The following is a 21,892-nucleotide window of genomic DNA, read 5'->3' on the forward strand; positions in this document are numbered from 1 at the left end:
AGCCTGGCTGATCATGCGCAGGGAGAGGGACCCATGGCGGCTCAGATTTTCTCGGCCATATTCGTCATCATCATCGGCGTCGGCGGCTGTGTCGCCTATTTTTGGGGCGCCAACAAACTGCTCGACCTGACCTTCCCTTCACGCGGGGTCTCCGGCACGGCTGCCATCAACAATCTGCGTCGGCAGGGCCTGGTGCGGCCATGGCTGTTCGTCGGTCCGGCGCTGATCATTCTCACCATCTACCTGATCTACCCCGTGATCGCGACATTGTGGCTCTCTTTCCTCGACCGCGGCGGCACCAGTTTCGTTGGGCTCGCCAATTACGAGTGGGCTTTACGTGATCCAGATCTCCGACGCTCGATTCTGAACAATCTGCTCTGGCTGGCAGTGGTGCCGGCCGCCTGTACCTTCCTCGGCCTGATCATCGCCGTGCTCACCGACAAGATCTGGTGGGGCACGATTGCCAAGAGCCTGATCTTCCTGCCGCTGGCCATCTCGTTCGTCGGCGCCAGCGTGATCTGGAAGTTCATCTACGAATATCGCGGCGAGGGCCAGGTGCAGATCGGCCTGCTCAACGCCATCATCCAGCACTTCGGCGGCCAGCCGCAGGTGTGGATATCGCTGCCGTTCTGGAACAATTTCTTCCTGATGATCATCCTGATCTGGATCCAGACCGGCTTTGCCATGGTCATCCTGTCCTCGGCGCTGCGCGGTATTCCGGAGGAGACACTGGAGGCCGCCGTCATCGACGGCGCCAATCCGTTCCAGATCTTCTGGAAGATCATGGTGCCGCAGATCTGGGGCACCATCGCGGTGGTGTGGACCACGATCACCATTCTGGTGCTGAAAGTGTTCGACATCGTGCTGACCATGACCAACGGCCAGTGGAACAGCCAGGTGCTGGCCAATCTGATGTTCGACTGGATGTTCCGCGGTGGCGGCGATTTCGGCCGCGGCGCAACAATCGCCATCATCATCATGATCGCGGTCATCCCGATCATGGTCTGGAACATCCGCCAGGCGAACAAAGAGACGGGAGGACACTGAGATGGCCGTCGCGACCGGAAATTCCTTCGCCAGCCGTTTCGGCGTCCACATAGCGGTGCTGGTCTTCGTTGCCATCTGGACCATTCCGACACTCGGCATCCTGGTCTCGTCGCTGCGTGACAAGGACCAGATCGTCGCCTCGGGCTGGTGGAACTCGTTCTCCAGCTCCAGCCAGACCGAGGCCGGGCGCCTGCCGTCCGCCTCGGCGCAGACCCAGAAGGACGGCAAGTTCGTCCTCGAGGGCAACATCTTCGGCGACGGCGCCAAGCGCAATATCAGCGCCTTCGGCGTCAAAGCAGCGGCCCCCACACAATATCCGGCCGGCACATCGGCAGACCTCGGTGACGGCGTGACCCTGCAGGTCAATGCCGATGGCAGTTTCGTCATGGCCTCGCCGAAGGCGTTCGAAGGCGACCGCGGCCAGCGCCTCTACTATGCCTCGTCGGCGCCGCCGAAATTCACCACCGAGAACTACGATACCGTGCTGTTTTCGGAAGGCATCGGCCGCTCGTTCATGAATTCGCTGACCGTCACCATACCGGCGACTGTCATCCCGATCCTGATCGCCGCCTTTGCCGCCTACGCACTGGCCTGGATGCGCTTTCCCGGCCGGGCGCTGCTGATTGCGGTCATCATCGGCCTCCTGGTCGTGCCGCTGCAGATGTCGCTGATCCCGCTGCTCAAGCTCTACAACAATGTCGGTGCGTTCTTCGGCGTCCCGTCGAAGACCTATCTCGGCATATGGCTGGCGCATACCGGCTTCGGCCTGCCTTTCGCCATCTATCTGCTGAGGAGCTATATTGCCGGCCTGCCGCGCGAGATCATGGAATCGGCCCGCATCGACGGCGCCAGCGACTTCGAGATCTTCGTCAAGATCGTGCTGCCGCTGTCCTTCCCGGTGCTGGCCTCCTTCGCCATCTTCCAATTCCTGTGGGTATGGAACGATCTGTTGGTGGCGATGGTTTTCCTTGGTACGGCACCCGACCAGATCGTGTTGACGGCCAAGCTCAACGCGCTGCTCGGCTCTCGCGGCGGCAACTGGGAGATCCTGACGACATCGGCCTTCATCACCATCATCGTGCCGCTGATCGTCTTCTTCTCGCTGCAGCGCTATTTCGTCCGCGGGCTGCTTGCCGGCTCGGTGAAAGGAGGCTGAGACCATGCAATCCGCTTTGAAAGCCAGTTCGAACCCTGACCTCGCCATCGATCGCGACTGGTGGCGGGGCGCGGTGATCTACCAGATCTATCCGCGCAGCTACCAGGATTCGAACGGCGACGGCATCGGCGATCTCAAGGGCATCATTCAACGGCTCCCCTACATCGCCGCGCTCGGTGCGGATGCGATCTGGATCTCCCCCTTCTTCAAATCGCCGATGAAGGATTTCGGCTACGACGTCTCGGACTATTGCGACGTCGATCCGATGTTCGGCACGCTGGCCGATTTCGACGCGCTGACGGCGGAGGCGCACCGGCTCGGCCTCAAGGTGATGATCGACGAGGTGCTGTCGCATACGGCCGACAGCCATCCGTGGTTCAAGGAAAGCCGGTCGAGCCGCGGCAATCTTAAGGCAGACTGGTATGTCTGGGCGGACGCCAGGCCCGACGGCGCGCCGCCCAACAACTGGCTGTCGATCTTCGGCGGCTCGGCCTGGCAGTGGGACACCAGCCGCCAGCAATATTATCTGCACAATTTCCTGGCCGAGCAGCCCGACCTCAACTTCCACAACCGCGAAGTCCAGGACGCGCTGCTCGAGGTCACCCGCTTCTGGCTGGAGCGCGGCGTCGACGGCTTCCGCCTCGACACGATCAATTTCTACTTCCACAGCCAGGGCCTGGAAAACAACCCGCCGCTGCCGCCGGAAGAGCGCAACGACCAGACCGCGCCGGCGGTCAATCCCTACAATTACCAGGACCATATCTACGACAAGAGCCGCCCGGAAAACCTCGGCTTCCTCGAACGCTTCCGCGCGCTGCTCGACGAATATCCGGCGACCGCAGCGGTCGGCGAGGTTGGCGATTCGCAGCGCGGGCTCGAAGTAGTGGCAGCCTATACCGCCGGCGGCAAGCGCGTGCACATGTGCTATTCCTTCGACTTCCTGGCGCCGGAAAAGATCAGCGCGGACAAGGTCCGATCGGTGCTCGAAGCGTTCGGCAAGGTCGCCAGCGACGGCTGGTCGTGCTGGGCTTTTTCCAACCATGACGTGATGCGCCCGGCCTCGCGCTGGGCCGCCGGCGAAGCGGATCCCATCGCCTATCTCAAGGTTATCTCAGCCTTGCTGATGTCGCTGCGCGGCTCGGTCTGCCTCTACCAGGGTGAAGAGCTCGGGCTCGGCGAAGCCGAACTGCGTTTCGAGGATCTGCAGGATCCCTATGGCATCCGTTTCTGGCCGGAATTCAAAGGCCGTGACGGCTGCCGCACACCGATGGTCTGGGATGGCGACGCCAAGAATGGCGGCTTCTCCCAGGCAAAGCCCTGGCTTCCGGTGCCGGCCAAGCATCTGGCGCAGGCGGTCAATGTCCAGCAGGGCGATCAGGCTTCGCTGCTCGAGCACTACAGGCGCTTCCTGACCTTCCGCCGCGCCCATCCGGCACTGGCCAAGGGCGACATCACCTTCATCGAAAGCGAGGGCGACACTGTCGCCTTCACCCGCCGCGCCGGCAATGAGCAGGTCGTCTGCGTCTTCAACCTCGGCGCCAAGCCGGCCAAGGTTGACCTTGGCAACCGATCACTGCAACCTTTGCCAGGACACGGGTTTTCCGGGCAGGCGAGCCCCGGTCCGATCGAGCTCGGCGGTTACGGCGCCTGGTTCGGACGGATCGACTGAATTTTTGAGACATCACTGGGAGGAAACCAATGGCCGATGTCAATCTGAGACAAGTGAAGAAATCCTACGGCAACCTGCACATTCTCCACGGCATCGACCTCGATATCAAATCGGGTGAGTTCATCGTCTTCGTCGGCCCGTCGGGCTGCGGAAAGTCGACCTTGCTGCGGTCGATCGCCGGGCTTGAGGAAATCACCTCCGGCGAACTCAAGATCGCTGGTGAGGTCGTAAACGATGTGCCGCCGTCCAAGCGCGGCATCGCCATGGTGTTTCAGTCCTATGCGCTCTATCCGCACATGACCGTCTACGACAACATGGCGTTCTCGATGAAGATCGGCAAGGAGAACAAGGCCGAGATCGACCGCCGCGTGCGCCAGGCGGCGGAAATCCTGCAGTTGACCAAATATCTCGACCGGCTGCCCAAGGCGATGTCGGGCGGGCAGCGCCAGCGCGTCGCCATCGGCCGCGCCATTGTGCGCAATCCGAAAGTGTTCCTGTTCGACGAGCCGCTGTCGAACCTCGACGCCGCCCTGCGCGTCGCCACCCGCATCGAGATCGCGAAGCTGAAGGAATCGATGCCCGCCACGACCATGATCTACGTCACCCACGACCAGGTCGAGGCAATGACTCTGGCCGACCGCATCGTGGTGCTTAAGGACGGCCATATCGAACAGGTCGGCACGCCGATGGACCTCTACAAGAAGCCCGGCAATCTGTTCGTTGCCCAGTTCATCGGCTCGCCGGCCATGAACATCCTGCCAGCGACCATCGACAAGACCGGAAACCCGACCGTCGTCAGCCATGTCGGTGGGCGCAAGGCGACGGTGCCGATCACGACGCCCGCCTCGGCGAAGGGTGCGGCGGTCAGCTTCGGCGTGCGGCCGGAAGACCTCATGGTCGCCACCGGCGTGGACTATCTGTTCGAGGGAACGGTCGACTATGTCGAGCAACTCGGCGAGGTCCAGCTTGTCTATGTCGACATCGGCCGCGCTGACCTGCCGCTGGTGACCAAGCTGCCTGGCAATGTCGAGGTCAAGCGCGGTTCGACGCTGCGGCTGAGTGCCAATGCCGAGGACCTGCATATCTTCGATGCGGACGGACATTCCTTCGCGCTGCAGAAGCCGGAAGCAAAAGCGGCCTGAGGCCGCCAGTCTTGCTGGGTCGAGAGTCCTGCCGGGTCGAGGCGACACAAAAAGAGCGGCGGGCCAAGCCCGCCGCTCTTTTTTGGAAGATTAGCTTCAGCTCTTAGTGGTTGCCGAAGAGGTTCCGGTCGCTGCCCTGAGGCGCCGACTTCTGCGCGTCGCCCGACGAATTGAGCAACTTGTAGACGGGCGAACCGCTGTCGCGGATCGAAGCCGTACGCGAGTTGTCAACTGAAGTCGCGGCAGGCTGGTTGGCGGCATTGGAGCCATAATTGTCGCTGCCGGCGAAAGCACTGCCGGAGATGGCCAGAACGGCGGCGGTGGCAAGGATGATTTTCTTCATTTCAAGTCTCCTGAATTTCTGGATTTCGCCGGGACAGTGGGCACGCCCACCGTCCCGCTGCGAACCGGCTATTGGTTGTTGCCGAAAAGGTTGCGGTCAGCGCCCTGCTGCGCAGGCGCCTGAGTGGCCGGAGCCGACTTCTTGATCGAAGCGGTGTACGAGCTGTCGTTCGAAGCAGCAGCAGGCTGGTTGGCGCCATTGGAGCCATAGTTGTCGCTGCCGGCGAAAGCGCTGCCGGAAATGGCCAGAACGGCGGCGGCAGCAATGATGATCTTCTTCATTCGAGTCTCCTGAATTTCTTGAGGTCGGCCAGAGCGGCGAGGCGAAAAACCCGCCATTGGCCGGGATCGGCTGTTAGTTGTTGCCGAAGAGGTTGCGGTCAGCACCCTGGACCGGCGCCTGAGCAGCCGGCTCCGACTTCTTGGTCGAAGCGGTGTGCTGGCTGTCGACAGCCGTTGCTGCAGCGGCATTCGAACCATAGTGGTCGCTACCAGCGAAGGCGCTGCCGGAAATGGCCAGAAGGGCGACGGCAGTGAGAACAATCTTTTTCATTTTTGGTACTCCAGTATTTTTCTGTCCGTCTAGCGGCGTGTCTTGGGATTAAAATCGCGTCGTTCGGACAGGCCCGATGTGGGAAAGCCAGCTAGCCGTTTCCAATCACGAAGTTGTTTGCCGTGGACCAAGAATCCACCACTTGAAATTGTACCATGGCCTTCTACGTCAGATATTTCACTCTTTGATATCAGCATGTTAGGTGAAACCAGCGCTGCGATCACCAACTGTATCGAAGCCTCAGCGTTCACACCGTCCTGCACGCACCGTCAACAGAAACGAACCGTTCGGTTCGATTTTAGAATCTGCTAATAGTCACTTTTCGAAACCGTTAACCTTTTAGGCGCCCATTCCGGACCGATTCTGACGGCGGGCACTGCCGTCAACGAAAACGATTTTTCGTGACCGCTGTGCTTGACCCGATCATTGCGCATGCGTGTCGCGCCACATGGATGCGATGTCGCTTTCATGCCGATGTCGCAAACGCTGTCGTGATTAGATCATGGCATCTCAGGTGCCGCTTCGTGACGACGAGGCGGAGAATTGGGAAGCCGGTCAAAGTCCGGCGCTGCCCCCGCAACGGTGGTGGAGTTCAAGTCGCAACGGGAGACCACTGGGCGAGAGCCTGGGAAGGTGTCGCGACCGTCCGCAAGGACACTCCAGAGCCCGGAAACCAGCCCGAGATATCTAGACTCGACTGATCGCGGTGGGCGGTCAAGAGGCGGATGGCGCATGCCCGGCTTTCGCCGGCCTGCGTCCGATCCTTCCTCAATCACCACCATAGTCAGTCCTTAAATAGAAGAGGACAGGACATGGATGCGCGCAACGATATGCTGAGGCTCTTGAACAGCCGCAGAGAGGGCTTCTCGCTGGAGCAGCCCTTCTACACGGATCCCGATTTCTTCAAGCTCGACATGGAGCTGATCTGGTATCGCGACTGGCTGTTCGTCGGCCATGATTGCGAACTGCCGAAGCCCGGCAGTTTCATCACCGTGCAGATCGGCGACTATCCGGTCGTGCTGGTGCGCGATCAGCAGGGCAAGATCAACGCCTTCCACAATTCCTGCCGCCATCGCGGCAGCCGTGTCTGCAACACCGACAAGGGCACGGCCGCCAAGCTGGTCTGCCCCTATCACCAGTGGACCTATGAGCTGGACGGAAGGCTGCTGTTTGCCCGCCAGATGGCCGACGGTTTCGACAAGAGCCAGTTCAGCCTGAAGCCGGTCGCCTGCGAAAGCGTGGCCGGCTATATCTTCATCTGCCTGGCCAAGGTACCCGCCGACTTCGCGCCGATGCGGGCGATGATCGAACCCTATCTCAAGCCGCACCGGCTCGGCGAAGCAAAGATCGCCTTCGAGAGCACGATCGTCGAGAAGGGCAACTGGAAGCTCGTCTGGGAAAACAACCGCGAGTGCTACCATTGCGCCGGTAATCACCCGGAACTGTGCAAGACCTTCCCGGAAGCACCGACTGTGACCGGCGTGCAAGGCGCCGACAGCGATCCGGAGATGCTGGCGCACTGGGCCAAATGTGAGGCGGCCGGCCTGCCGAGCAAGTTCCGCATCGACCCGGCCGGGCAATACCGCGCCACAAGGGCGCCGCTGCTGCGCGACGCGGTCAGCTACACGATGAACGGCAAGCGGGCGGTGAAGAAGAACCTCTCCGACACGGTCTCCGCCGACCGTATCGGCACGTTGATGCACTATCACTACCCGACGACCTGGAACCATATCCTCATCGACCATGCCGTCACCTTCCGCGTGCTGCCGATCAGCGCCACGGAAACGGCGGTGACGACCAAATGGCTGGTGCACAAGGATGCGGTCGAGGGCATCGATTACGATCTTGCCGAACTCACCCATGTCTGGACCGAGACCAACGACCAGGACCGCCGCATCGTCGAGGAAAACGCCTTCGGCATCCTGTCGCCTGCCTATGAACCCGGTCCTTATTCGGAGCTGCACGAGGGCGGCGTGATCCAGTTCGTCGACTGGTACGCCCGTTTCATCGGCCCGCGCCTTGCCGACGATGGCCGGCCGGCCCTGCGCAGCGTTGCTTGAGAGAGGTTGAGGGATGAATGCGATGACGGATCTTGGGCTCTATCGCCATCTCGACCAGATGGCGCCCTGGAACGACAGGCTGCAGGTGCTGGAAGTGATCGGCGTCAGCGACGAGGCGCCTGACGTCAAGACCTTCACCTTTCGCTCCGATAACCAGACCTGGTTCCGCTACAAGCCAGGCCAGTTCGTGACGTTGGAACTGCCGACATCGGATGGGCCGCTGATGCGCACCTATACGCTGTCGTCCTCGCCGTCGCGGCCGTTCTCGATCGCCGTGACGGTGAAGGCGCAGGCCGGCAGTATCGGTACGCGTTGGATGTTCGATAATCTGAAGCCAGGTTCCCACGTCAAGGCCTACGGGCCGGCCGGCGATTTTTCGCTGCACAGCCACCCGGCGGCCAAATATCTGTTCATCTCCGCCGGTTCCGGCGTGACGCCGATGATGTCGATGCTGCGCTGGCTGAACGATTGCGCGCCATGGACTGATGTCGGCTTCGTCAACTGCGCGCGGCGCGCCGAAGAGATCATCTTCCGCAAGGAGCTCGAACTGCTCGGCGGCCATATGCCGGGCCTGTCGCTCGGCTTCATGATCGAGGAGCGGTCGAGCCGCGAGGGCTGGTACGGCCATATGGGCCGCATCGACGCCATCCGGTTGCCGCTGCTGGCGCCCGATTTCCGCGAACGCGAGATCTTCTGCTGCGGTCCGGATCCCTTCATGCGCGCCGTGCGCGGCATGCTGGACGCCGCCGGCTTCGATATGACGAAATACCACCAGGAGAGCTTTGCCGCGCCCGCGGTGGAGGAAATCCAGGCGCCGTTCGCATTGCCGGCTGAAGACGATGCTGCCGTTCCGGTCGAAGCCAAAACACCGATCCGCTTCGCGCTTTCGGACGTCGACGCCGAGTGCGTCGCCGGCCAGACCGTCCTGCAGACCGCGCGATCTTCGGGCGTGCGGATTCCGGCGGCCTGCGAGTTCGGCCTGTGCGGGACCTGCAAGGTGAAGAAAGTCTCCGGCGCCGTCGAAATGAGCCACAATGGCGGCATCCTCGATCACGAGATCGACGACGGCTTCATCCTCGCCTGTTGCTCGAAGCCGCTGTCGGCTCTCGAAATCGAGGCGTGAACGGTTCGCGATCCAGCTGTTCCCCCAAAACGGCCGACGTCTTGCCGGCACCGCTTGCCTTGCCAACGAAGAACCGAGCGTTTACAGGCGTTGTCAGTGGAAGCGTTCCTGCCGGAGGGCGGGAACTGCGAGGCGGGGCAACAATAATGCGCGATTCCGACGCCTATTCGGTTGCGAGCAGGGACATCGTCTTCGAATCCTTCGATGGCGAGGCCGTGGTGCTCAACCTTGCCAACGGCAAGTATTTCGGCTTCTCCGATTCCGGCAGCAGGGTCTGGCAGGCGCTCTCGTCCGGGGTCGATGCCCGGACCCTGATCGGGCTGAACGCTGGCGGTTCGACACTCGGCGCGGCTGAACTGGAACACTTCATATCGCAATTGCTCGAACTGGGGTTGCTGGTGCCTTCGGAAGCGGCGGCGCGACCGCTGCCGGGCGAGTTGCCTGCCGAGCTTGCCGCCACGAGCGAACCGCTCACGGTGAGCACTCACGACGACCTCGCCGATTTGATCATCGTGGATCCCATTCACGAGGTCGAGGAACCCCTCGGCTGGCCGGCAGTCAAGCAGGCATCCTGACGAGCCGGTCGCGTCTGGGACAGGGGCGCAGGATGCCGCGCGTCACGCTCGAAACCTTGCCGGATTACGCCCGGTATCTCATCACCGCCGCTGAAGAAGCCGCCACACATTATCCGGCGACGCGGACGGTCCGCCTGCCCAGGCTGGAACTGACCGCGCATGTCGCTCCCGGCGTGCTTGCGGATGCGCTTGGCGACGCCTTCGTGGAGGCCGAGGATGACCTGTCGGAGCCATCGACATGCCGCATCTTCACCGTTCATCCCGGCATCGGCGGCATCCCTGAGCCGGCGCAGTGGGGCGACGCGCATTTCACCGAATACGGCTTTGCCGAACGGCTCGCCGGGGTCGGGCTGCGCGGCCACTATTTTCACGATCTGGATTTCTGGCAGGTCTACGATCCGGAGCGCCGCATTGGCGTCCAGCTGATGACCTCGCCCGATGCCTTTCCGCCCTGGGAGCCGACAGCGCCGCTGCGAGCCTTCCTGCACTGGGAATATGCGGCGCGCGGCATGCGGCTGACCCATGCGGGCACGCTGGGCGCCAATGGCAAAGGCGTGCTGCTGGCCGGCGCGGGCGGTGCCGGCAAATCCGGCACCGTCGCCGCCGGCCTGCTCAACGGACTAGACAGCGTCGGCGATGACTATGTGCTGATCGATCTGGCCGGCGGCGTGACCGCGCGGCCGCTGTTTTCAACACTGAAGCAGGACCCGCAAGGTTTCGCACGGCTGGGCTTGAAGCAGCGACTGAGGATCGAGAGCCCCTTGAACTGGCAGGGCAAGCACACGTTTCACATTGCCGACATCGCGCCCCGGCCGGTGCCAGCAGCGCTGGACATCGTTGCGTTGGTGGTGCCACATATCGGCGGTGGCGAGATGAGTTCGATTGTGCCAGTGTCGCGTCGAGACGCCATGATCGCACTAGCACCGTCGGGCATCATGCAGATGCCGGGGGAACGCGAAAGCGGCTTCCGCTTCTTCGGTGATCTTACCCGCCAGTTGCCAAGCTACCGTCTGTCCCTGGGAACGCATCCCGAGGAGATCGCCGGCACGCTTGCGGATTTTCTGACGCGAGTTGTTTCGTGAAATTGAGCGTGATCATGCCTGTCTACAACCGCGAGCGCTATGTCGTTCCGGCCTTGCGCTCGTTGGTGCGCCAGCGCGATGCCGCCGATCTCGACATCATCGTCATTGACGACGGCTCGACCGACGGCTCGGCCGAGGCCGTGCGTTCGATGATGGTCGAGCACCCTTGCATCCGGCTGTTCCGGCAAGAGAATATGGGTGTCGCGAGGACACGCAATGCCGGGCTGAGGCAATTGCCTGCGGACGCCGAGTTCGTTTCGTTCCTGGATTCCGACGACATCTCGCTGGCCGGGCGCTTCAAGACCGATCTTGCGCGTTTCGGCGCGAGCCCCGGCTTGGAGTTAACCTATTCGCTGATGACGCTGGTCGAGCGGATTGACGACGAGAGGCTGGAGCCTGCGGTCGACAGCCGCACCATGACGATGCGGGGCATTTCGCTGAGCACTGCTCTGTTCCGCCGGAGCCTTGTCGAGCGAACGGGCCAATTCGACGAGGAGTTCGAACAGGCCGAGGACACCGACTATCTGCTGCGGGTTTTCGAAACGGGTCCGAACTACGAATTGCTGGACAACGTCGCGGTCTACTACCGGCGCCACGCCGGGAATATCACCAAGGAACATGACAGCCGGGTCCGCAACCATTTGCGTGCAATCCACAAGTCGATGCGACGGCGCAAGGCCGATCCGTCGCTGCGCGAGGTTCAGGGTATTTTCGAGCTGAAGAACCCATCTGCTGATTGGCGGATGATGTGATGCCGAGGCTGAGCGTGATCATGCCGGTCCATAACCGCGAGACCCTTGTGGGCCCGGCACTACGCTCACTGCTCAGGCAGCGTGGCGCCGCCGATCTCGACATCATCGTCATCGATGACGGCTCGACCGATGGATCGGCCGAAGCGGTGCGGTCGCTGATGGTGGAGAACCCCTGCATCCGCCTGTTTCAACAACCCAACATGGGCGTGACCCGGACGCGCAACACCGGGCTGGGACTGCTTGAACCGGAGACCGACCTTGTCTCCTTTCTCGATTCGGACGACATTTCGCCGGTCGGACGCTTTGCGGCCGATATCGAACTCTTCCGCAACGATCCGGGTCTGGATCTCACCTATTCAAGGATGATGCTGGTCGACAAGATCGACGACGAGCACCTGGAACCCACCGCCGACAGCCGTAGCATCACGGTTCGCGGCATCCATTTGTCGGCGGCGATCTTCACGCGCCGGCTTATCGCACGCATCGGCGTCTTCGACGAAGCCTTCAACCAGGCGGAGGACACCGACTACCTGCTGCGCACCTTCGAGAGCGGACCAAGATATGTCATGCCGGAGACCGTGGCCCTCTACTACAGACGCCACCCCGGCAACATGACCAGACAGACCGAGGTCCAGTCGCGTGAATTCATGCGTGCCATCTACAAGTCGATGACCCGCCGCAAGGCAGATCCGACCTTGCGGCGGATCGAGGGCATCTTCGAACTCAAGAAGCTCGCTGACTGGCGGTTCATGTGATGAGTGGCTACAGCGTCGTCATTCCAGCATTCAACGCAAGCGGTACCATCGCCGAGACGCTGCGATCGGTCGCCACCCAGACGGTTCGCCCGGACCTGGTGGTGATCGTCGATGACGGCTCGACCGACGATCTCGCTTCGGCGATCGGCGGAACAGACCTGCCGGTGCAGCTGATGCGCCAGGCAAATGCCGGACCTGGCAGCGCCACGACCAGGGGTATCGCGGCGCTGTCGACGCCGCTCATAGCGACGCTCGATGCGGACGATCTGTGGCTGCCGGACAAGATTGAAAGACAGCTCGCGCATCTCGAGAGAAGTCCCGCAACATCGGGCGTTTTCTGTCACTGGCGGAATTTCCGCAACGACCAGCTCGACGCGCCCGAGACCACGGCCGTGCCCGGCTGGTCGCGGACCACCATGATGATCCGCCGTGAGGTCGCCGAGACGGTTGGACCGATCGTCGACCCGCCGGGCGGGCGTGGCGAAATGATCGACTGGATCGCCCGGGCGCGCGAGGCGGGCCTTGCCCTCGACATGCTGGACGAGGCGCTGGCGTTGCGCCGCATCCGGCCGGGCAGCCTGTCCTATGGACGCGATGCGGCCCGCGACCGCGGCTATCTCGAAGTGGCACGGCTCGCCATGCTGCGGGCTCGCAACAAGGCCGGCCCGGCTGATGGCTGATATTCGCCGTATCGAGCGTCGCTTCCCGGACTATGGCTGGTCCTGGCCGACGGGCGGGCTCGACCAGTTGCTCAAGGCCGCGCTTCTTCCGGACGAGGATGCCGCCGCCGCTTGCGCCGGCCGCTGGCTGGACGAAAACGATATCGATCATGTCTCGTTTCGCGAGCACCGGCTGCTGGCCGCGATCTCCGACAGGTTCGGGAGGAAGCTCGCCGGCCATTCCGCTTATCCGCGCCTTGTCGGCCTGCAGAAGATGCTGTGGACCAAATCGCGCATGGCGATGCGGGAAGCAGAACCGGCGCTGAAGGCGATGACGGATGCGGGATGCAAGGTAATGCTGATCAAGGGCGCCAGCCGCATTGCCTTGAACGCCTCGGCACAGCGCGGCCGGGTGGCGCACGACATCGACATATTGGTGCGGCCGCAGGACATGCAGACGGCCTTCGACGTGCTGCGCGACGGCGACTGGCAGATCGCCACGGGTGTGAGCCCGCAATATCTGAGGACAAGGCTGGCGTCGCTGCGCTCGATGAACTTCTTCAAGGGTAATCTTGGCGACATCGACCTGCACCAGCTCGCCTATGACGGTTCGCAGCGCAGCGAGCAAGACGACCTGGCCATCTGGCAACGGGCCGATAGCGCCGAATTCAGCGGCGTCGGCGTGCTGGTGCCGTCACCGGCCGACCGCATCGCGCTTGCCATCGCGCATGGCGGGCTCGATGCCCACACACACAGCGACTGGCTGGTCGATTGCGCGGTGGCCATTCGCGGCAGCGATGTCGACTGGGATGTGTTCCTCGATGTTGTCGCCAGGCGCGGCCTTGCCGTGGCCTCGGCGGTGGCGCTCTCCTATCTGGCGCTCGAAACAGGTGTGGCGGTGCCGGACAGGGTGCTGGCGCGCGTGCTTGACATGGCCGACCGCAGCGGCCTTTCGCGCTGGTCGGCGGTGCTGCAGGCCAAGCCACGGACCGATTTCGGCAGGCTGGTCTGGCTGTCGCGCGGCCTTGCCAAGCAGTTGCGGCTGCGGCGTAAGAGCGGCCGGCTGCGGCAGGAGCCGCCAGCCAAGGCCTGGCGCGGCAGGCCAGCCCGCAACGAGCCGTCGCAAACGCTGCCGCCATCGGTGTTCTCACAGGCCATACCGTGCCCGCCAACGGCAGGCGAGATGATGCTGGACATCACGGTCAGGATCCGTGTTCCACCGGTCCGCCGCCGCATCGAGATGGAGATCAACGCCGATGACGACCATATTGCGCGCCTGCGCGCCATGGCCATCAGCCGATCCGGCGGGGAACGGGTGCTGCGTTTTCGCGGCAAGGTGACGCTTGACGGGCAAAAGCATGCCTTGACGCTGGAGGCGCGACCTTCCAGGCAATTTCGTCAATGGGACGATGAGGCGACAGTGGCTGCCTATGGCGCACTGCCCTTCCATCTGATCTCGGCGATTTTTTCGCCACTGCGCTGAGACGGAAGCACCGACCAAGCATCGCCCGGCCTGTTGCAACAGTCTTGCACGGACAACCAAGTTCTCGACGCGATGCTGACGAACATCGCAGACTGTAACGGCACGATTAACTGCACTTTAGGCAATCCCGGCTAGCTTGCGACGCCAGGCAGGCGCGGCTGTGCACCCGCCCATGATTTCGTCGTACTGCGTAAAATTGATCTTTGCTGGGGCGGTCCGATGAGCATGGGAAGTGTCCGAAACATCAGTACAACGACCGGCTTTGCGTCTTCGATTGGAAGCTTGTCGCCGGTCTGGCTCGTTGCGGCCGTGGTGGTGTTCTCTTTTTTCATGCCGTGGACAGCAGGCGACAATACCGACGTCAGCTGGCTCATCGTCATCTGCGAAAAAGTCCTTGATGGCCAGAAGCTCTATGTCGACATTCTGGAAACCAATCCGCCTTTCTCCGTTGCCCTCTATATTGGGCCGGTATGGCTGGCCAACAGGCTCGGCATCTCGCCGGAATCGGCAATCGAGTGCTTCATCTATCTGGTCTTTTTCGTTTCGATTGCGCTGTCGGCCATGGTCATCGAACGAGGCCGGATCTTTGCCGATCTGAAGACGCCATGGATCTATCCCGCGCTGGCTGTCTTGCTCCTCATCATGCCTGGGAATGTTTTCGGCCAGCGCGAACATATCGGCACGATGTTGTTCATGCCGATGCTGTTCCTGATGATGTGGCGGTTTGAAAACCGTGCCCATGCGCCGGTTCCTCTCGGCCTCGCCGTAGCGGTTGGCCTGGCTGGAAGCGTGCTGCTTTTGGTCAAGCCGCACTGGGCAACCGGCATTGTAGTCCCGTACCTCTTCATCGCTTGGCGCAGACGCTCGCTGATGGCGTGCCTGACGGCTGAAAACGTCGTCATCTTCACGGTTTGCGCTGCCTATCTCGCCAGCGTGTACATATGGTTTCCCGAGTTTCTCGGCACCTTCCTGCAAGTGCTGATGCGCTACTATGTCAGCCTGCGAGCCAACATAAATATCGTCGCCGCATTGCCGACTTTTGCGATCTTTGTCGTCTTCGCGGTTTTCCAGATGCGTAAATCTGTCTGGCGAGACGACGTCGCGCTGGCGATGGCGAGTGCCGGCGGCCTCTTTGTTTCCATGGTGTATCTTGGAAAATACTGGCCCAATCACCAATATCCCTTCCAGACCACGCTGGTGTTCGCGATGCTGCTGGCTGTGGCATCACGATGGCGAATGGCGCTTGGCCTGGCAAACGCCGAAGCCGCCCCTGAGATCACCAGCGTCAAGCTCCATGCCGCAGCCTGGCTGGCCGTGGTCGCCGCGCTTTCGGTAACGCACCACCAGTTCTACCAACTGCCCGAGAAAAGCCTGGTCGATGCCATCAAGAGCCGTTACGCCTCGCCATCGATCGTTCAGGTCAGTTCCGATCTTTCCGTCGGCAACCCACTGACAAGGATGAGCAATGGTCGCTGGCTGTCGGCCTATGCCCATGATTGGGTCGGCACCTATGCACTTTGGGGGCTGATGCGGGGTACGTACCAAGGTGAAGACGAGCGCATCGCACGGCAGGACCTTGATGATTATACGCGCTACGTCAATTCGCTGATCCGCGACAACAAGCCCGATATCATCCTGATGGATCGGATGAACAAGAAAAAGTCAGCGTGGTCGCTCACGGCGGACTTTCCGCCAATCTGGATCGTGTGGATGCGTCAGAACGCGGATTTCCAAACCCTGATGGAAGGCTATGAGGAAATCGCCAGCGGGGACTACATTGAAGTCTATGCACGGCGCTCGGACGCCCATTAGAGCAGTTCGCCGTTTTACGGAAACGGCGATCTGCTCTAACTCTTTGTTTTGACGCAACTCCCAAGGGAAAGCGCTCTGCGCTTTTCCCGGGAAAACCGTTTCACACTTTTCCTGGAATTGCTCTAAAGCACGTCGCGTTGAACCGGATCCATGCGACGCGCCTTAGATCTTTGTTTTTATGCATGTCGTTCTCCCAAAACCGAGGTCACTTTTGGGCGACATGCATTAGCTCGCTCACTCGGCTTTCGTCACCCGCCGCAGTGTCAGATTGATCCTGCCGCCGTTCTTGAGCAGTGCCGAGGTCGACGGGTAAATGCGGTCGACGCCGTGAAAGGCGAGCCGACCCTCGCCGCCGAGCACGACGACGTCGCCGCTCTTCAGCCTGAACGACTTGGTGGCTCCCTCGCGCGTCGTCTGGCCGACCCTGAACAGGCAATCGTCGCCCAGTGAGACGGAGACGACGGGTGCCGAGAAATCGGCCTCGTCGCGATCCTGGTGCAGGCCCATCTTGGCGTCGGCCGTGTAGAAATTGATCAGGCAGGCCTCCGGCGGATTCGCATAGCCCGAGACCTGCCGCCAGAGATCGAGCAGGCTCTCCGGGATCGGCGGCCAGGGCTCTCCGGTCAGCGGATGGGTCGGCTGGTAGCGATAGCCCCGCTCTTTGTCGGTGACCCAGCCGAGCGGGCCGCAATTGGTCATGCGCACGCTCATCTCCTTGCCGGTGCGCGGCATGGCCGGGACGAACAGCGGAGCCTGCTGGACGATACCCCTCACCGCCTCGACCAGAGCCTCCTGCACGGTGCGGGAGAGATAGGCCGGCATGTGGCGGACGCCCTTGGGCAGAACAAGCATGGAATAGCGCACCTTGAGATGGTTCGGCCCGCAAGGATGCCACCATCGAAGGAAAACGGCGACCCGAAAGCCGCCGCCGACCTCATAGCGGTTGTCGACGCGGCATGAGCGGTGAATTCACGCCTGGCATCGCGAAAGGCGGTTGACGGACAAATATGAATTCCATAGTCAAGTTTTTAACTTGAGTGTTTGACGCAACAATTTTGATGCCAGCGAGAGGGAGAGGTCGCCGGCGGCGAATGGCAAAGAGCGAGGCATGTCGACGTGACGTTTCATGAGGGGTCTAACGTGGTCAGAGGTGGCAGGGTTTGGTGCCGGGGATTGCTCGCCACGACGTGCCTGGCGGCGCTGCTTTGTGTTCATCAGGCGCTTGCGCAGCAAGCCACCACCCAGGCGCAAGATGGCACGCTCGAGCCGATCACGGTCAGCGGCAAGGGCGGCCGTGTCACTTCCCGGGATGGCGACAAGACGGTGGCCGCCAAGCGCAGCTCCGGCGCGACCAAGACGGATACGCCGCTCATCGAAACGCCCCGCTCCGTCTCGGTGGTGACGCGCAAGGAGATCGAGGAGCGCGGCGCGCAGGACATCATCGAGGCGGTGCGCTATTCGGCGGGCGTCAGCACCGGCGCCTATGGCTTCGATCCGCGCTTCGACCAGATCTATATCAGAGGCTACGACGCCACCACGCTCGGCGATTACAAGGACGGCCTGCGCCAGCCCTACATCAATTACGGCACGTTCCGCACCGACCCCTATTCGCTCGAACGCGTCGAGGTGATCAAGGGACCGGTCTCGGTGCTTTACGGCGCGGGAACGCCGGCCGGCATCGTCAACAAGGTGCCCAAGCTGCCGACCGAGGACAGGATCCGCGAAGTCCAGTTGCTCTATGGCACCAAGGACAGGGCGCAGGCGGCCTTCGATTTCGGCGGGCCCGTCACCGAAGGCAGCGACGAGTTCCTCTACCGCATCGTCGGCCTGGCGCGAAACGGCGACACCAATTTCGACATCGCCGACGACCGCTATTTCCTGCAGCCGTCGCTGACCTGGAACCCCGATGCCGCGACCTCCTTCACCATCTACAGCCTGGTGCAGGCCGACGAGACGGATACCAGTGTCGCCGCGATCACCGATCCGTCGGGCAAGGTCCATGCTTTGCGCTCAAGCGATCCGGACTACGACTATCAGAAGATCCGGCAGCAGCAGATCGGCTACAAATTCGAGCACGATTTCGGCGACGGCATCACGTTCCGCCAGAACGTTCGGTATTCCCATCTCGACCTGAGGTCGCGCTACCTTGCGGTCGCGAGTTGGACGGGCACCGTCGCACATCGGTATGCGAATTCGATCCGCGACGAAATGAACGTCTTCCAGGCCGACAACCAGATCGAGGCCAAATTCGACACTGGGGCGCTGGCCCACACTGTGCTTCTCGGCCTTGACTACACCAACCTGACCTCGTCCTTCGGCTATGGCGCGGGTCCCGTCAATCCTGCCTATGATTTCGACATCGCCAATCCGACATACGGTGTTTCCGGCCCGACGCCGGATTACAATGTCACGACTTCCGATGCGGATCTGCGCCAGACCGGCATCTACGCACTGGATCAGGTTGAACTGGATAAATGGCGTTTTACGCTCGGTGGCCGGCAGACCTGGGTCGAGCAGACGCGCGAATACGGTAGCGGCAGTTCCGAGGGCTTGAACAAGAACGCTTTCAGCGTCCAGGCCGGCGCCCTCTATCTGTTCGACAATGGCGTCGCGCCTTTCGCCAGCTATGCGACCTCGTTCGAGCCGGTCACTAACCAAACTGCGTCACACGAAATCCTTAAGCCGACGGAGGGGGAGCAGTTCGAGCTGGGCGTCAAATATCAACTGCCGGGAACCGACATCCTGCTGTCGGCGGTTGCCTATCATCTCATCGAGAAGAACAAGCCGGTCGTGGTCGATCCCAATGCGGGAACGTACCGAGCGTTGGGCGAAGTCACCAGCAATGGCCTTGAGCTGGAGGCCCGCGCGGCCATCACCGACGGGCTCGATGTGATTGCTGCCTACAACTACAACCACGCCGAGATCACTGACGACGTGGCTGCGGAGATCGGCAAGGTTCCAGCGGTCACGCCCGCGCATGTCGCGAGCCTGTGGGCCAACTACAAGTTCGACGAGGGCAGTGCCGCGCCTGGCCTTTCGGTCGGTGCGGGTGCAAGGCTGCAGAGCGCGACCTACACTGACACCACCAACACCGCCAAGAACGATGCGGCGGTTTATCTCGACGCCTCTGCGTCCTATGATTTCGGCGCCATCGACAGGAAGTATGAAGGTGTTTCCGCCGCCTTCGCCGTCCGCAACATCGCCGATGAACGTCCTGTCGTGTGCAACAGCGGCTATTGCTATTTGGGCCAGGGCCGCAACATCACGGCTTCGCTGAAGCGCAGCTGGTAGGGTCTGATGTGTTTGCGCGTCTTCTGGACGCGCAAATGCCCTTGTCAGACATGGTCGAGCACGCGCTTGGTCTGGTGCCTAATCGTTTTCCACCCGGCCGCGCAGCTTCTTGATGGTGCCGCGCCCTGCCTTGCTCTTCAGCCGCCGCTCGACAGCGCCTTTCGAAGGCCGCGTCTTCTTGCGTGGCGGCGGCGGCGGTTCGGCGGCCTTGGCGACCAGTGCCGTCAGCCTTGCCCGGGCATCCGCCCGGTTCTGTTCCTGGGTGCGGAAGCGCCCAGCCTCGATGACGATGACGCCGTCCTTGGTTGCGCGTTGGCCGGCGAGCTTGATGGTGCGCGCCCGCACGCGTTCCGACAGGCCGGCCGCGTTGGCCGCGTCGAAGCGCAGTTGCACCGCGGTCGCCACCTTGTTGACGTTCTGGCCGCCGGGGCCGGACGAGCGGATGAAATCCTCGTGCAGATCGCCCGGATGGATCACGGCTTCGTCCGATATGATGATGTTGTCGTCGATCGGCATGCCGCAGTCATGGCGCGGCGGCGGACAAAAGAAAAGGCCCGATCGAAACCGGGCCTTCAATGGTGCTGAGCGACGTGGCTATTACTCCGCCGCTTCCTGCATCCGGGGCGCCGCACCCATGACGGTTGCGTCGACATGCGGCTCGAACTTCTCGAAATTGACGGCGAACATGCCGACCAGTCTTGCGGCCTGGCGGTCATAGGCAGGCTTGTCGGCCCAGGTCGAGCGCGGATCGAGAATGGCGCTGTCGACGCCAGGCACGGCCACGGGTACCTTGAAGCCGAAATTGGCATCAGTGCGGAATTCGGCTGTCTTCAGCGAGCCGTCGAGCGCGGCGGCGAGCAGAGCGCGCGTCGCCTTGATCGGCATGCGCTTGCCCGTGCCGTAGGCGCCACCGGTCCAGCCGGTGTTGACCAGCCAGCAATCGGCGTCGTGGCTGGCGATGAGTTCGCGCAGCAGATTGCCGTATTCCGAGGGGTGGCGCGGCATGAACGGCGCGCCGAAACAGGTCGAGAACGTCGCTTCTGGTTCGGTGACGCCCTTTTCGGTTCCGGCGACCTTGGCCGTGTAGCCGGAGAGGAAATGATACATTGCCTGCGCCGGGGTCAGCCGGGCGATCGGCGGCATCACGCCGAAGGCGTCGGCGGTCAGCATGATGATGTTTTTCGGATGACTGGCGCGCCCGGTCTTCGAGGCATTGGGGATGAAGTCGAGCGGGTAGGCGCAGCGTGTGTTTTCGGTGAGCCGGCCGTCGTTGAAGTCCGGTACGCCATCGGCGTCGAGCACGACATTTTCCAGCACCGTGCCGAAGCGCTGCGTGGTGGCGAAAATCTCCGGCTCGGCCTCCGCTGACAGCTTGATCGTCTTGGCGTAGCAGCCGCCTTCGAAATTGAAGATGCCGTGCGGCCCCCAGCCATGCTCGTCGTCGCCGATCAGCGTGCGCGACGGATCGGCCGACAGCGTCGTCTTGCCGGTTCCGGAAAGCCCGAAGAAGACGGCGGCGTCGCCGGCCGGCCCCTCATTGGCCGAGCAGTGCATCGGCATTACGCCCTTCTGCGGCAGGAGATAGTTGAGCATGGTGAACACCGACTTCTTCATCTCGCCGGCATAGGAGGTGCCGCCGATCAGCACGATCTTGCGGCTGAGGTCGACGGCGATCACCGTTTCGGTGCGGCTGCCATGGCGGGCGGGGTCGGCGCGGAAGGACGGCAGGTCGATGATCGTCATCTCAGGCACGAACTGTTCGAGTTCGGCTTTGTCCGGGCGGATGAGCAGATTGCGGATGAACAGCGAGTGCCAGGCAAATTCGGTGATGACGCGCGTCGGCAGATTCAGCTCGGCATCAGCGCCGCCGACCAAGTCCTGCACGTAGAGATCCTTGTCCGCGGCGTGGGCCAGGAAATCGGCGAACAGCGTTTCGAACTGGGCCGGCGAGATCGCCTTGTTGTTGTCCCACCAGACATGCGCCTCTGTGGCGCCGTCGCGGACGACGAACTTGTCCTTGGGCGAGCGGCCTGTGTGCTGGCCTGTCTCGGCGACCAGCGCACCATGCGCGGTCAACCGGGCCTCGCCGCGCCGGATCGAGTCCTCGTAAAGGGCGGCCGCGCCGAAATTGTAGCGCACCACACCGGTGGTTTTCAGGCCGATACGATCGATCGGGCAAGCAGGATTGCGTTTGCCGACTTCCGACATTGGTGTCCCTTCTTGGATTTGCCGCATCTTTGCCGGCGTATTTCCGGCACACCCGCTGTGCGGGCTGAGATGGTCAAAACCAGAAAAGCCAAATGATATCAAATCATTAATCGATTTAAATATTTTGAAAGTTGTTTAAATCGTTTATATATGCGAAAAGTTTCACGGTTGCCCAAAGGATTG

The 21,892-nt window shown here is 62.0% G+C and carries 20 protein-coding genes and 1 riboswitch; of the genes, 14 read left to right on the plus strand and 6 right to left on the minus strand.

The features are described from left to right. Positions 1 to 33: 33 nt before the first annotated feature. Genes JN279_RS01910 through JN279_RS01925 form a run of 4 tightly spaced genes read left to right on the plus strand, consistent with a single transcriptional unit; the run spans position 34 to position 5,014 of the window. Entirely contained in the window at positions 34 to 1,047 is a 1,014-nt protein-coding gene (locus JN279_RS01910; protein ID WP_096452829.1) for a carbohydrate ABC transporter permease, read from the plus strand. A gap of 1 nt (position 1,048) precedes the next feature. Then, positions 1,049 to 2,203, plus strand: coding sequence for a carbohydrate ABC transporter permease (locus tag JN279_RS01915; protein WP_096452827.1), 1,155 nt, complete (start codon positions 1,049 to 1,051; stop codon positions 2,201 to 2,203). 4 nt (positions 2,204 to 2,207) lie between these two features. After that, entirely contained in the window at positions 2,208 to 3,872 is a 1,665-nt protein-coding gene (gene bglA, locus JN279_RS01920) for a beta-galactosidase BglA (RefSeq protein ID WP_202351848.1), read from the plus strand. A gap of 29 nt (positions 3,873 to 3,901) precedes the next feature. Beyond that, positions 3,902 to 5,014 carry an ABC transporter ATP-binding protein gene (locus JN279_RS01925; RefSeq protein WP_202351849.1) on the plus strand — a complete coding sequence of 371 codons (1,113 nt, stop codon included), beginning with the start codon at positions 3,902 to 3,904 and terminating at the stop codon, positions 5,012 to 5,014. Between the two features lie 103 nt (positions 5,015 to 5,117). Here JN279_RS01925 and JN279_RS01930 read toward each other — a convergent pair whose 3' ends face one another. The 3 genes from JN279_RS01930 to JN279_RS01940 form a co-directional block, all read right to left on the minus strand. Beyond that, positions 5,118 to 5,357, minus strand: coding sequence for a DUF680 domain-containing protein (locus tag JN279_RS01930; protein ID WP_096452821.1), 240 nt, complete (start codon positions 5,355 to 5,357; stop codon positions 5,118 to 5,120). Between the two features lie 68 nt (positions 5,358 to 5,425). After that, complete coding sequence (locus tag JN279_RS01935; RefSeq protein ID WP_096452819.1) at positions 5,426 to 5,638, minus strand: DUF680 domain-containing protein; 213 nt, start codon at positions 5,636 to 5,638, stop codon at positions 5,426 to 5,428. 73 nt (positions 5,639 to 5,711) lie between these two features. Next, a complete protein-coding gene (locus JN279_RS01940) occupies positions 5,712 to 5,909 on the minus strand; it encodes a DUF680 domain-containing protein (protein WP_096452817.1) in 198 nt (65 codons plus the stop codon). Positions 5,910 to 6,404: 495 nt separating this feature from the next. Next, positions 6,405 to 6,605: riboswitch (cobalamin riboswitch) on the plus strand. A 116-nt stretch (positions 6,606 to 6,721) separates the two neighbouring features. On the opposite strand from JN279_RS01940, the gene JN279_RS01945 reads away from it, so the two are divergent. The 9 genes from JN279_RS01945 to JN279_RS01985 all read left to right on the plus strand — a co-directional run bounded on the left by JN279_RS01945 (position 6,722) and on the right by JN279_RS01985 (position 16,210). After that, a complete protein-coding gene (locus JN279_RS01945) occupies positions 6,722 to 7,969 on the plus strand; it encodes an aromatic ring-hydroxylating oxygenase subunit alpha (protein WP_202351850.1) in 1,248 nt (415 codons plus the stop codon). Positions 7,970 to 7,991: 22 nt separating this feature from the next. Continuing rightward, positions 7,992 to 9,092 carry a hybrid-cluster NAD(P)-dependent oxidoreductase gene (locus tag JN279_RS01950; protein ID WP_202351851.1) on the plus strand — a complete coding sequence of 367 codons (1,101 nt, stop codon included), beginning with the start codon at positions 7,992 to 7,994 and terminating at the stop codon, positions 9,090 to 9,092. 146 nt (positions 9,093 to 9,238) lie between these two features. Next, on the plus strand, positions 9,239 to 9,667 hold the full coding sequence (locus JN279_RS01955; protein ID WP_096452813.1) for a PqqD family protein: 429 nt from the start codon (positions 9,239 to 9,241) through the stop codon (positions 9,665 to 9,667). A gap of 32 nt (positions 9,668 to 9,699) precedes the next feature. Then, the gene (locus JN279_RS01960; protein WP_202351852.1) at positions 9,700 to 10,749 is read left to right on the plus strand and encodes a serine kinase; all 1,050 of its coding nucleotides are present in this window, start codon (positions 9,700 to 9,702) and stop codon (positions 10,747 to 10,749) included. 14 nt (positions 10,750 to 10,763) lie between these two features. After that, the gene (locus tag JN279_RS01965; RefSeq protein WP_244734374.1) at positions 10,764 to 11,501 is read left to right on the plus strand and encodes a glycosyltransferase family 2 protein; all 738 of its coding nucleotides are present in this window, start codon (positions 10,764 to 10,766) and stop codon (positions 11,499 to 11,501) included. Next, positions 11,501 to 12,256 carry a glycosyltransferase family 2 protein gene (locus tag JN279_RS01970; protein ID WP_096452809.1) on the plus strand — a complete coding sequence of 252 codons (756 nt, stop codon included), beginning with the start codon at positions 11,501 to 11,503 and terminating at the stop codon, positions 12,254 to 12,256. The genes JN279_RS01965 and JN279_RS01970 overlap by 1 nt, the downstream gene beginning before the upstream one ends. Next, complete coding sequence (locus tag JN279_RS01975) at positions 12,256 to 12,936, plus strand: glycosyltransferase family 2 protein (protein WP_202351854.1); 681 nt, start codon at positions 12,256 to 12,258, stop codon at positions 12,934 to 12,936. The genes JN279_RS01970 and JN279_RS01975 overlap by 1 nt, the downstream gene beginning before the upstream one ends. After that, a complete protein-coding gene (locus tag JN279_RS01980) occupies positions 12,929 to 14,398 on the plus strand; it encodes a nucleotidyltransferase family protein (RefSeq protein ID WP_202351855.1) in 1,470 nt (489 codons plus the stop codon). Before JN279_RS01975 ends, JN279_RS01980 begins: the two co-directional genes overlap by 8 nt. A 219-nt stretch (positions 14,399 to 14,617) precedes the next feature. Continuing rightward, positions 14,618 to 16,210: a hypothetical protein gene (locus JN279_RS01985; RefSeq protein WP_202351856.1), complete on the plus strand. Its 1,593-nt coding sequence runs from the start codon at positions 14,618 to 14,620 to the stop codon at positions 16,208 to 16,210. A gap of 234 nt (positions 16,211 to 16,444) precedes the next feature. Here JN279_RS01985 and JN279_RS01990 read toward each other — a convergent pair whose 3' ends face one another. Then, positions 16,445 to 17,062, minus strand: a complete 618-nt coding sequence (locus tag JN279_RS01990) for an alpha-ketoglutarate-dependent dioxygenase AlkB family protein (RefSeq protein WP_096458339.1) — start codon at positions 17,060 to 17,062, stop codon at positions 16,445 to 16,447. A gap of 321 nt (positions 17,063 to 17,383) precedes the next feature. On the opposite strand from JN279_RS01990, the gene JN279_RS01995 reads away from it, so the two are divergent. Next, positions 17,384 to 19,501 carry a TonB-dependent siderophore receptor gene (locus JN279_RS01995; protein WP_244734376.1) on the plus strand — a complete coding sequence of 706 codons (2,118 nt, stop codon included), beginning with the start codon at positions 17,384 to 17,386 and terminating at the stop codon, positions 19,499 to 19,501. A 78-nt stretch (positions 19,502 to 19,579) separates the two neighbouring features. On the opposite strand, the gene arfB is transcribed toward JN279_RS01995, so the two are convergent. After that, entirely contained in the window at positions 19,580 to 20,017 is a 438-nt protein-coding gene (gene arfB / locus JN279_RS02000) for an alternative ribosome rescue aminoacyl-tRNA hydrolase ArfB (RefSeq protein WP_056569055.1), read from the minus strand. An 81-nt stretch (positions 20,018 to 20,098) separates the two neighbouring features. Further along, positions 20,099 to 21,709: a phosphoenolpyruvate carboxykinase gene (locus JN279_RS02005; RefSeq protein WP_096452799.1), complete on the minus strand. Its 1,611-nt coding sequence runs from the start codon at positions 21,707 to 21,709 to the stop codon at positions 20,099 to 20,101. Between the last annotated feature and the right edge of the window lie 183 nt (positions 21,710 to 21,892).

The sequence above is a fragment of the Mesorhizobium sp. 113-1-2 genome (assembly GCF_016756475.1).
Lineage (GTDB): Bacteria > Pseudomonadota > Alphaproteobacteria > Rhizobiales > Rhizobiaceae > Mesorhizobium > Mesorhizobium loti_C.